The sequence below is a fragment of the Campylobacter sp. 2014D-0259 genome (genome assembly GCF_008000505.1).
In the GTDB taxonomy this organism is placed as follows: Bacteria; Campylobacterota; Campylobacteria; order Campylobacterales; family Campylobacteraceae; genus Campylobacter_D; species Campylobacter_D jejuni.
Window position 1 is genome coordinate 137,915 of sequence record NZ_VOAQ01000024.1, and the last position, 11,701, is coordinate 149,615.

Genomic DNA, 11,701 nt, shown 5'->3' on the forward strand with positions numbered 1-11,701 from the left:
TTCAAGAAAGTTTTAAATGCAAAAAGAATTTTTTCAAGAACTTCAAGATATTTTATATGAAAAAAATATAACTATAAAATTTCACTCTTTTCAAAATTTTTATGAAGACTTTAAAAGCCACAAATTTATTTTTAATCACGAGCATCAAAGCATTTTCAAAAAAAATACATCGCAACAAATTACCTTGCTTCATCCTACACGTATAAGAAGGCCTAAATTTGTCAATTCAACTCATGCGCTTGCTAAAATAATTCATTCAGTCGCTCATATAGAATTTAATGCAATTAACCTGGCTTTAGATGCGAGTTATCGCTTTAAAAATCTACCTTTGCAATTTTATTACGATTGGCTGGAGGTGGCAGATGAGGAAATTAAACATTTCAAACTTTTAAATTCAGCACTTGAAGAACTTGGTTACAAATATGGAGATTTTCCAGTGCATGATAATTTAGAATCTGCTCTAGAAGCTACAAAAGACTCTTTAAGCTTTAGAATGGGAATAGTTCATAGAGGTTTAGAAGCTAAAGGGCTTGATGCCAACCCCTTTGTTGTTCAAAAACTTCAAAGCTCCAATCATTCCATTAAAAATCTTTTAATGGAATATCTTGAAATTATACTTAATGATGAAATAAAACACGTTAAAAAAGGAGATACTTGGTGGAAATTTGCAAATCAAAACAAGTATGATTTTATCGAGCTTTGTAAAACGTTTAAACAATTCTCTCTTGCAGGAAAAAAACTTAACATTCAAGCAAGAATCAAAGCTGGCTTCACTCAAGAAGAATGCGAAGTCATTGAAAAATTTTACTCTTGATTTCTTATCTTAAATTTTGAAACAATAATGGTATATAAAACCCGAATAATTCCATAAAGCACATACAAGCTTGCTAAAATTACTAAACTTTCAAGAGGATAAAGATATAAAAATGAAAATATTATAATTAAAATAATCAAAACTTTTAAAACACTAGAACGATTAAAATCAAGCTTTTTAAAGCTAGGATAGCGTATATTACTTACCATTAAAAGCCCTAAAATTGCTTGAAGCACCAAAAAAACTACACCATAAGGCTTTAAAAAATCATAACTAATAAACGCATAAGTCCATATAGCACTCACAACTGCTGCAGTAGGTATAGGAAGACCTATAAAAACAGAAGGTTCATAAGTGCCTGTGGTAACATTAAATCTCGCCAAACGAATAGCTCCAAAAACCACAAAAAAAGCCGTAATCAAAGATCCAAGTTTTCCAAAATCATAACCTATAGCCATATAAAAAAGAACCGCTGGAGCAACTCCAAAAGCTACTAGATCAGCTAAAGAATCAAATTCTACTCCAAATTTTGAAGTAGAATTTGTAAGTCTTGCAACACGGCCATCAAGCCCATCGCAAATCAAAGATAAAATAATATAAATCAAAGCTGTATAATAATTTCCATGTATTGAAGCTATAATAGAAATAACCCCTAAAAAAGCTGAAGCAGCTGTAAAAAGATTGGGTAAAATATAAATTAATTGCGGTCTGTTATTCATTATTTTTCCTTACGCAAAATAGCCTAGCAATGAGCCTGCTTTAATTTCATCATTTAAGCCTATATGAATTCTAGTATCTTTTGGTAAAAGTAAACTTATAGAGCCATTGATTAAAAAACCCATTCTATCTCCTGCTTTTAAATCATGAGAAATATTATCAAGCTTTAATTTTCTATCAAAAGAACCTGCATAGATTCGCAAGGCTATCGTTTTATTCTCTTTAACTTTTGCCAAAATAAAAGCTCTTTCATTCATCATTTTTGCAGATTTTAATTCACTGCACAAAAAAAGCCCATGTCGTAAACGAATATCTATTATAGACATTGCAAAAGGTGTATTAAAATTCCCAGCATCATAAAGAGCGTTTTTAATAGTAATTTCAACACATTCACCCAAATCTTTATGATGAATATTTTCTATTTTAGTAACCCTACCATCCATAGGTGCAAAAATAGCTTTTTCATCACTACAAACAAGTTCTCTTTTGGGCGCTCTAAAAAGAAAAATACAAATTACAATTAATGCTAATAGCAAGATGGAAAAAGAATAAAAAATCCACACAAAAATAAAAATTAAGCTTAAAATAATAAGACTTAAATATCCATCTTTTGCAATAAAATCTTTCATTCTTCTACTTTAACTTCAGTTTTAACTTCTTCGAGTTCTTGTAAACGAGTTGGTAGACTATTTTGATCCTCAAACTCTTTAATAATCTCACGCACTTTATTACCTTCAATAGTTTCTTCTTCATAAAGGGCTGCAACCATAGTCTCAATCGCTCCCTTATAAGTATTTAAAGTATCTTTAACATCTTTATAGCGTTCATCTAAGGTTTTCTTTACATAATCATCTAAAGATTCTGCCATCTTTTCAGAATAGTCTTTTATAGTTTGCCCACCACTTAAGAAAGTATTTCTTTGTTTTTCAAGCACCATAAGTCCTGCAATTTCACTCATACCATACATAGAAATCATAGCTTTTATGATATCGGTTGCTCTTTCTAAATCATTACTTGCACCCGTTGAAATTTCACCTATAAACACTTCTTCAGCTGCACGACCACCCAAAAGTACATCTACTTCAGCGATAAGTTCATGTTTTTGCATTAAAAATTTATTTTCCTCAGGAGTATTTAAAGTATAACCTAAAGCCGCAAGACCACGCGGAATCACAGAAACCTTACTTACACGTTTTGCGCCTTTGGTTGTTTCAGCAATCAAGGCATGACCACATTCATGATAAGTAACAATTTTCTTTTCTTTTTCATTAATACGACGTGATTTCTTCTCAAGTCCTGCTATAGCTCTTTCGACAGCTTCAACTAAATCATTTTGTTCTACATATTTTTTAGAATCCCTACCCGCTAAAAGCGCTGCTTCATTAATAATATTTGCAAGATCAGCTCCTGCAAGCCCTGCAGTTAAGCGTGCTATATCTTCTACTTTAACTTTTGGGGATATTTTGACATCTTTCATGTGCACTTTTAAAATATCACACCTACCTTTAAAATCAGGTTTATCAACTAAAACTTGTCTATCAAACCTTCCTGGTCTTAAAAGCGCTGCATCTAAAACTTCTGGGCGATTTGTTGCTGCTAAAACAATGACTGGGGAACTTTCTGTCCCAAAGCCATCCATTTCAGCCAAAAGCTGATTTAAAGTTTGCTCTCTTTCATCGTTTCCACCCATCATGCCACTTGCTGCACGACTTTTACCAATAGCATCTATTTCATCTATAAAAACAATAGCAGGAGCTTCTTTTTTTGCATTTTCAAACAAATCTCTCACACGAGAAGCACCTACACCCACAAACATTTCTATAAAAGATGAACCTGAAACACTAAAAAACGGCACATCAGCTTCACCTGCAACTGCTTTTGCAAGCAAAGTTTTTCCTGTACCTGGAGGTCCAACAAGTAAAAGCCCTTTTGGAATTTTAGCTCCCAATTTAATATATCTTTCAGGATACTTTAAAAAATCTACAATTTCTTTTACTTCTTCTTTAGCTTCTTCAACACCAGCTACATCGCTAAATTTTACTTTAGGTTTTTCTGAATTTACAAGCTTCTTAGAACTTCCTATACCCAATATAGAACTTCCCATATTTTTTTGCATACGACTTGCCAAAAACATCCAAATACCAAAGAAAATAAATACTGGCAAAACCCATGAAAAAAGTATATCCGTAAACCAATTTGTTTCAGAATACGCACCATAAGCGATATTTTTACTATCTAGTAAACTCACAAGCTCAGGATCATTAACTTTTTTTGCTGTATAAACAGTATTGTGAGAGCTTGAAATCGCTTTGATTGTTGTTTGTCCTATGCTAACTTGATTGATTTGTCCACTTTCAATAAGCTTTTTTAACTCAGAATAAGGGACATTTTTATTTACTTCATTGCCATTCAATGCCCCGCCAAAAGAACCATTGCCATCAAAAAATCCCTTAAAAATAATTATCATTACAATTGCAAAAATCGCAAAAATAAAAATGGGATTTTTGTTAAAAAAATTATTACCCTGCGGATTACCCTTATTATTTGGGGTATTATTATTCATTACTTATCCTTTTTTATTATTTTTATATACAAAACTACACCACTCATTGATTTGCATTTCATCAATGAGTTCCAAATCTTGAAATTTTTCTTTAATTCTTGTTGAATATTTATCTAAAATTCCTGACAAAATAAGTATAGCATTATCTTCTAAATGGTTTTTAATATCTTTTTCTAAAATTAAAATCACATCTGCAATGATATTTGCAACAATTAGATTATATAAACCATTTGCTTTATCTATAGATCCACACCAAGCCTTGTGAAAATCAACACCATTTAATCTTGCATTTTCTAAAGAACTATCAATAGCCAACTCATCAGTATCACAAATTTCAACATTGCAGCCAAACTTTGCCATAATAATACCCAAAATTCCACTACCACAACCAAGATCTAAAGCTCTTAATTTACTTTTAGAAAATTTTTGTAAAAATTTTACACAAGAATATGTGCTTTCGTGATGTCCTGAGCCAAAGGCTAAGGCTGGATTAATCTTTATATTTATAAAATTCTTTTTTTCTTCTTGCCAAGTGGTATGGATGTAAACATTATCCACTAAAATAGGTTTTATGCCTTTTTTATATTCTTGTATCCAGTCCTTGTTTTCTTTCTCTACAAGACTTAAATTAGAAATAATTTTATGGTTTAAATTGAAAGTAGTTGTAAGTTTTTGAGCAAATATTTCAAGTGCCCATGAAAGCTCTTCCAAACTCTCATGGGATCTAATGTAAACACCATTATCTTTCTCTTCTATGGCTTCTATACCTAAATCAAAAGCAAAATCAAGAAATAAATTTTTATACCGCTCTTCTACGATAAAGAACAATTCGTAATATTTTTTTTGCATTTAGAATTTTAAAAATCAGCCTTTACTCAGCTGCACCTTCTCCACTTCCTGTTCCTAAAACATCTTCAAGTTTTTCCTTTAAAACTTGTGGAGTAAAAGGTTTTACAATATAGTTATTTACGCCAGCTTTTAAAGCAGTAATCACTTCAGCTTTTCCGCCCTCAGTTGTAACCATGATAATAGGCATATCTTCATATTTTTTCTCTGCTCTTACTTTTTTTACCAACTCCAAGCCATTCATTTCTGGCATATTCCAATCTGTAATTAAAACTTTTACATCTTCATTTTTAGTTAATAAATCCCAAGCTTCAACGCCATGCTCAGCTTCTAAAACATCATCGTGTCCAAGTCTTGTTAGGGTATTTTTAATAATCCTTCTCATAGTAGAACTGTCATCAACAACTAACAATTTCACAATTTCGTCCTTTCAAAGTTTTTATAGTTTTATTTTACCCTTTTTAGCCTTATTAATCAAGCTAAAAAATTTTAAAAAACAGCATTATATCATCTTTTACTTAAATTTTTACTCAAATATTATTATTTTTATACTTAACCGTAAATAAATATACACTTAAACCTAAAAGAAGCAAGCTCACTCCACCGATAAGATAAATCGCATAAATCATCTGAGAAAGATCACCAATAGCAAGTTTAAATACCAACATCAAAGCTTCTATAGCTAAAGCAATGATAATAGAACCCAAAAATCTCACCATGGTTTTTTGAATTCCACCTTCTTCTTTTTTTGTCCTTCCTAATACTTCTTGTTCGATCAAAGTTTTTGCCAAATCAAAAATAGCTAAAGCTAAAGTTATGGCAATGGTACTTTCAAACATATGTTCTATGCCTATAGCTTGATTATCAAAAAGACTAAAAAAACCTTTTTGAAATAAAAAACAAGTAATCACAAATAAAACCAGTGCGAAACAAAAATACACCAAACGACTAAATTGAGTAAAAACAAACTCAAATTTTCCTGCTTGAATAATCTTTAAAATATCTTCAAGCTTGATATCAATACAAACAACAAAAAGCAAGTTATTTTTATCATCGTAAATTGGTATAGAAGCTGTTACGCAAAGTTCATTGTTTAAAACCGAAGGATAAGGATCGCTCAAAACACATCGTTTTAATTTTACAGCTCTATAAAAATAAGAACGAGTACTTCTATCCTCACCCTGCCCTATTTCATGAGCCTTATTTAAGGAAATCGCATTTTCTATTTGCATGCCTGAAATATCTAAAATATACAAAGCATCAAAAACAACAACTTCATGAGCTATTTTATCCAAAGCTGTTTTAATCGTTTCAAGGTGAATATCAGGAAGTTTATTGGGTAGATTTCTTGTTAAAATATAACTCATATAAGCTCTAGCACGATAGCGATTATCTTCAAATCTTTGTATATCTTTTATATACATTATATGCCTTCTTTATTGTGTTTAAATTCAGGTACAATCTTTAATAAAGCCTCTGAAATATCTTCACATATTTGTAAATTTTCTATCTCTTTATTAAGCCAATCAAGATCAACCTTCTCATTCTTTGCTACAAAAATACTCTCATATTGGGTTTTAGCATCATTTTCATCAATCAAAAGCTCTTCATAAAGCTTCTCACCTTTTCTTAAACCTGTGATTTTAATTTCTAAATCATTGCGATTAGAAAGTAAAAGCATTTTTTTAGCTAAATCTATGATTTTCACAGGCTTACCCATATCCAAAACAAAAAGTTCTCCCCCTTTTGCGATAGCTCCAGCTTGCAAAACAAGTTGCACTGCCTCAGCCACAAGCATAAAATAACGCACTATATCAGGGTGTGTTAAAGTTAAAGGCTCATTATTGGCAATTTGTGCTTTAAATTTCGGTATCACACTACCACTAGAACCTAAAACATTACCAAAACGCACACAAGCAACTTCAAAATTTTCATCACTCATACTTAAAGTATAAAGCTCACAAACTCTCTTAGTGCAACCCATAATATTTGTTGGTCGTACTGCTTTATCTGTACTTATCATCACAAATTTAGCTACTTTATTTTCTTTAGCACTGTCGCATAAAATTTTGGTTCCTAAAATATTATTGATTACTGCTGAATGTGGATTTTGTTCGCAAAGAGGCACATGTTTATAAGCGGCTGCATGTAAAATAAGCTCAGGTTTATAAGTTTTTAATACCTCATCTAAACTTTGCTTATCTAAAATACTTAACAAAATAGGAGTAATTTTTTCTTTATATAAATTTAAATCATCATTGATCTTATAAAGATTATACTCACTATGATCAACCATAATAAGATGCTTAGCACCAAATTTAATACATTGCTTACAAAGTTCACTGCCTATAGTTCCACCTGCTCCACTTACCAAAACTACCTTGTCTTTTAAAAAAGCCGCCACAGCACTATCGTCTAAATCTTTTGGTTTTCTAGCAAGCAAGTCTTCTATACTAATATCTCTTGCTTCATTTCTTGTAAAAGAAAATATTTTTACATCACAAATACCATAAGCTACAAGTTCTTCAAAAAGTTTTTTAAGCCCTTCTTGTTCAAGTCTTAAAGCAATAATGGCAGTTTTTACCCCTTGTTCTACATAAGATTTTATTTTTTCTTTTTCTTCTACAACAAATTTATCACAATAAGTCCCTATAAGCTCTTTTCTCGCATCAACTACGCCCACAGGAAAAAGCCCTAAAGAACCTTCTTTTGCGCCTTTTAACAAATGTAAAGCCTTAGAAGTTGCCCCTACTACAATACAAGGAGTTTCTTCTTCTTTCATTTTAGAAGGTTTAAAATCCACAAGCATTCTTTTGCTAATTCTTAAAGTACCTATAAACATATAAGAAAGAACAAAATCTATCACAATAGCACTTCTTGGAAAAGGATTAAAAAAATCACTAAAAAAATAAAAAATAAGAAAAAAACAAAACTCAGCTAAAAGCAAAGCGATAAAAATTTTTCTTGCTTCATTGAGGGAAAAAAATCTCCAAGCTACTTTATAAATTCTAAAAACAAACAAAAATGAAAGTTTTAAAACAAGCAAAATAATAGCAGAAACCATCATGCCATGATAAAAAATACTCGGAATATCTCCACTAAATCTCAAAGAAAAAGCCAGATAAACACTAAGTAAAATTAAAACAATATCTGAAGTTAAAAAAAATGCTAATCTTTTGCTTTTATAAAAAATCATTTTAAGCCTTTATGCTCTTTAAGATCAGTTTTGAAATTTCATAAACATCATCTTTGCTCATCGCCGTACCACTTGGCAAACAAATTCCTTTTTGGAAAAATAACTCACTATTGCCATTAAGATAAGCCTTAGTTCCTTTAAATACTTCTTGAGTGTGCATAGCTTTCCATAATGGTCTTGTTTCTATTTGTTCATTTTTCAAATCTTCTATGAGTTTTGAAATTTTTGGATGCAAAGTAATATTTTTTTGACTGATATTTATATCTTTTTGACAAGCATTAAGTTCATTTTTATCAAAATCAATCAAAGCTGTACTTAACCAGCGATTACTTCTTGAATTTTCTAATTCATCTAAAAAGCTAAAATACTCTCCTAAAAATTCTTTATACCACTCATAAATTTCTCTTTTTTTAAGCACTCTTTGTTCTAAAACCTCCATTTGTGCTACACCAATAGCTCCTAAAACATTGCTTAAACGGTAATTATAACCATAGTCTAAATGTTCATAATGCAAACAATTTTCCCTAGCTTGAGTGCTATAAAATCTTGCTTTTTCAATCTTTTCTTTATTTTTTCCTATAAGCATACCTCCACCTGAAGTGGTGATAATTTTATTGCCATTATAAGAATAAGCTCCAAATTCTCCAAAAGTTCCTAAGGCTTTATTCTTATAAAAACTTCCTAAAGCTTCAGCAGCATCTTCGATTAAAACAATTTCATTTTCCTTGCAAATTTCAACAATTTCATCCATTTTAGCCGCATTGCCATAAAGATGAGTTAAAATCAATGCTTTTGGTTTTTTTTCACATTCCTTAATAGCAAGTTTTAACAAATCTACATCGATATTATAAGTTTCATCACAATCTATAAATACAGGTTTTGCTTTAAGATAACAAATAGGCGCCACTGAAGCGATAAAAGTAAAAGAAGAAGCCAAAACAATATCATCTTGTTTTACCCCTGCCACCCTTAAAGCTAAATGCAAAGCTGCTGTAGCTGAATTTAAAGCTAAGGCATTTTCACTTTTGCTATAATCTTTTACACTTTGCTCAAAGCGATTTACAAATTCACCCAAAGGTGCTATATAATTGCTTTTGAAAACTTCTTCTATATATTTTAATTCATTACCGCCCATATGCGGAGGAGAAAGAAAAAATCTCATGATTTATCCTTTGTATAAAACAAAATTTTTATAAATTAACTCTATTTTACCTAAAAAAATTTACAAAGAATCAAACAAAAATCTTTTTATAATCATTTCATATTTTTCTTTTTGCAGGCACTCCCACAAAAACACCTTTTTCATTTTGGCTTTTAACCAAAGTTGCTCCACCACCCAAAATACTATCATCTGCTAAGCTTAAATTAGGCAAAACACAAGAATTAATCCCTAAAAAACAATTTTTACCGATTTTTACATTACCCGCACATTTAGCCCCTACGCTTACATGAGAAAATTCCCCTATCACGCATTCATGCTCAATCACACTTGAAGTATTTAAAATCACGCCTTTTTCTATTTTGGCTTTAGCGTTAATCACTACATAGGGCATAATTAAAATCCCTGCATTTTCTTCCACGCTTGCACTAGGACTTATAAGTGCACTTTTATGAATAAGATTAACTATTTTAAAGCCATTTTCTGAAATTTTTTGATAAATCTTTTTTCGAATTTCATTGTTTCCTATAGCTATAAAAAAATCATATTTAGGCAAGGTGTTTTCAAATTTCATTCCTTTAAAATCATCTAAAAAAATACATTCTTTATAGCCCATATTTTTAGCCACATCTTCACAAACAAGCCCATGACCACTAGCACCATAAATATAAATTTTTTCAGTTCTTGCCATTAAATTTCTCTGTTGTAACATGGCCTTCTTTGCTTACCCCGCTTCGTTTTAAAACCTTTAAAGCTGTTAAAAACATGATTTTTAAATCAAGCAAAAAAGAAATATTTTTCACATAATACACATCAAGTTCGAATTTTTTCTGCCAAGAAATAGCATTTCTGCCATTTACCTGCGCCCATCCTGTTATACCTGGACGCACCTTATGGCGCAATTTTTGCTCTTCATTATAAAGGGATAAATACTCAACCAAAAGAGGTCTAGGCCCCACAAAACTCATATCCCCTTTTAAAACATTAAAAAGTTGCAAAAGCTCATCCAAACTTAAGCTTCTAACAATTTTTCCAAAGGCTTTCAAACGCAATTCATCGCTTAATAACTCACCCTTCTCATCTCTTTCATCGCTCATGGTTTTAAATTTATAAATTTTAAAAATTTTTTCATCTAACCCAGGGCGATTTTGAGTGAAAATCACACTTCCTTGAGTGATTTTTAAAAGTAAAGCAGTGATTAAAATCACCGGAGAAAAAAGTACTAAAAGCACTAAAGCTAAAATAAAATCAAAAATTCTTTTAAAAACTTTTTCATACATTCTTAATTACCCTATCATAAAGTTTTAAATAACGCTGTGCGATATTATTTTCATCGTATTGTAAAGCATCTTGGGCAGCATTTTTAGCTAAATTTAATCTTAATTTTTCATCTTCTAATAAAAGTGAAATTTTTTCGCTTAAATCCTTAGCATTTTTTGTTTTTGCCCAAAGTCCATCATAAGCATTAGAAATAGCCTCTACACAACCTTCACAATCACTCACCACTATAGCCTTGCCACAAGCTTTTGCCTCCAAAACACTTACAGGAAAGCCTTCTTTATAGCTTGGTAAAACAAAAATATCACAATTTTGCAAAAGCTCGACTATATCACTTCTAGCACCCAAATAATGCACCACACCCGAGTTTAAAAACTCCAAACTCGCACAAGAAGGATTTTCATCTCTTCCACCAACTAAAACAAAATTTGCTTTGTCTTTTAGCATAGTAGCACTTTCATAAAATTCTTTTACACCTTTATGCCATAAAGCTCTTGCTATCATAAGAACAATAGGTTTTTTATCTATATTTAAATTTCTCCAAAAAAGCTCTTTTTTTTCCGATTCTATATAAATAGGAAAAAATTTTTTTAAATTGATCCCTACGGATTTTATCACACAAATTTTATTTTCCTTAAGTCCTAAATTCCACATAAACTCGGCATTACTTTCATTGACAAAAATAAATTGGTGTGCAAATTTAAAACTTAATTTATAAAGATTATTAATAACAAAACGTACTAAATTTGCCTTAAAACCTTGATCTATATAAAAAGATCCCAAGCCTTCTACCAAAGCAAAACGATAAGGAATTTTTGCCCATTTTGCCGCTAAAATTCCAAAGGTATTGCTTTTGTGTGCCGCACTTTGAATAAGATCAAGATTTAAATTTTTTAAAACCTTAGCAAGATAAAAAAAATTCTTTAAAACTACAAAAGGATTTAAACTAGCTCTTGAAAACTCATAAACAATTACTTTTAAACCAAGATCTCTAAGTTTTTGCGTGTATTCATCTTGCGGCACTATAACAAAAACTTCATCTTTTCTATCTTTTAATGCTTTTATAATAGGCATTCTAAAATGATAAATACTTGCTCCTGCATGTGATAAAAATCCTATTCTCATTTT

Annotated in this window: 12 protein-coding genes; 1 reads left to right on the top strand and 11 read right to left on the bottom strand. The window is 30.8% G+C overall.

All coding sequences use genetic code 11. The features are described from left to right. The first annotated feature begins 16 nt into the window (after window positions 1-16). The gene (locus SR63_RS05315) at window positions 17-814 is read left to right on the top strand and encodes a ferritin-like domain-containing protein (protein WP_002866129.1); all 798 of its coding nucleotides are present in this window, start codon (window positions 17-19) and stop codon (window positions 812-814) included. On the opposite strand, the gene pssA is transcribed toward SR63_RS05315, so the two are convergent. The 11 genes from pssA to pglA form a co-directional block, all read right to left on the bottom strand. Then, on the bottom strand, window positions 805-1,533 hold the full coding sequence (gene pssA / locus SR63_RS05320) for a CDP-diacylglycerol--serine O-phosphatidyltransferase (RefSeq protein ID WP_002859122.1): 729 nt from the start codon (window positions 1,531-1,533) through the stop codon (window positions 805-807). The genes SR63_RS05315 and pssA overlap by 10 nt on opposite strands. 9 nt (window positions 1,534-1,542) lie before the next feature. Beyond that, window positions 1,543-2,160 (bottom strand): phosphatidylserine decarboxylase, encoded by a 618-nt coding sequence (locus SR63_RS05325; RefSeq protein ID WP_002866132.1) that lies wholly within the window; start codon window positions 2,158-2,160, stop codon window positions 1,543-1,545. Further along, on the bottom strand, window positions 2,157-4,094 hold the full coding sequence (ftsH, locus tag SR63_RS05330) for an ATP-dependent zinc metalloprotease FtsH (protein WP_002853468.1): 1,938 nt from the start codon (window positions 4,092-4,094) through the stop codon (window positions 2,157-2,159). The genes SR63_RS05325 and ftsH overlap by 4 nt, the downstream gene beginning before the upstream one ends. 3 nt (window positions 4,095-4,097) lie before the next feature. Then, window positions 4,098-4,943 carry a 50S ribosomal protein L11 methyltransferase gene (locus SR63_RS05335; RefSeq protein ID WP_002866133.1) on the bottom strand — a complete coding sequence of 282 codons (846 nt, stop codon included), beginning with the start codon at window positions 4,941-4,943 and terminating at the stop codon, window positions 4,098-4,100. Between the two features lie 22 nt (window positions 4,944-4,965). Beyond that, complete coding sequence (locus SR63_RS05340; RefSeq protein ID WP_002866134.1) at window positions 4,966-5,358, bottom strand: chemotaxis response regulator CheY; 393 nt, start codon at window positions 5,356-5,358, stop codon at window positions 4,966-4,968. Window positions 5,359-5,470: 112 nt separating this feature from the next. After that, window positions 5,471-6,364 (bottom strand): PDC sensor domain-containing protein, encoded by an 894-nt coding sequence (locus SR63_RS05345; protein ID WP_002866135.1) that lies wholly within the window; start codon window positions 6,362-6,364, stop codon window positions 5,471-5,473. Next, entirely contained in the window at window positions 6,364-8,136 is a 1,773-nt protein-coding gene (gene pglF / locus SR63_RS05350) for a UDP-N-acetylglucosamine 4,6-dehydratase (configuration-retaining) (protein WP_063674700.1), read from the bottom strand. Before pglF ends, SR63_RS05345 begins: the two co-directional genes overlap by 1 nt. A gap of 1 nt (window position 8,137) precedes the next feature. Continuing rightward, entirely contained in the window at window positions 8,138-9,298 is a 1,161-nt protein-coding gene (gene pglE / locus SR63_RS05355) for a UDP-N-acetylbacillosamine transaminase (RefSeq protein ID WP_002866137.1), read from the bottom strand. 97 nt (window positions 9,299-9,395) lie between these two features. Next, on the bottom strand, window positions 9,396-9,986 hold the full coding sequence (pglD, locus tag SR63_RS05360; protein ID WP_002853531.1) for a UDP-N-acetylbacillosamine N-acetyltransferase: 591 nt from the start codon (window positions 9,984-9,986) through the stop codon (window positions 9,396-9,398). Beyond that, entirely contained in the window at window positions 9,973-10,575 is a 603-nt protein-coding gene (gene pglC / locus SR63_RS05365) for an undecaprenyl phosphate N,N'-diacetylbacillosamine 1-phosphate transferase (protein WP_002853498.1), read from the bottom strand. Before pglC ends, pglD begins: the two co-directional genes overlap by 14 nt. Then, window positions 10,568-11,698 carry a N,N'-diacetylbacillosaminyl-diphospho-undecaprenol alpha-1,3-N-acetylgalactosaminyltransferase gene (pglA, locus tag SR63_RS05370; protein WP_147498392.1) on the bottom strand — a complete coding sequence of 377 codons (1,131 nt, stop codon included), beginning with the start codon at window positions 11,696-11,698 and terminating at the stop codon, window positions 10,568-10,570. The genes pglC and pglA overlap by 8 nt, the downstream gene beginning before the upstream one ends. Window positions 11,699-11,701: the final 3 nt, after the last annotated feature.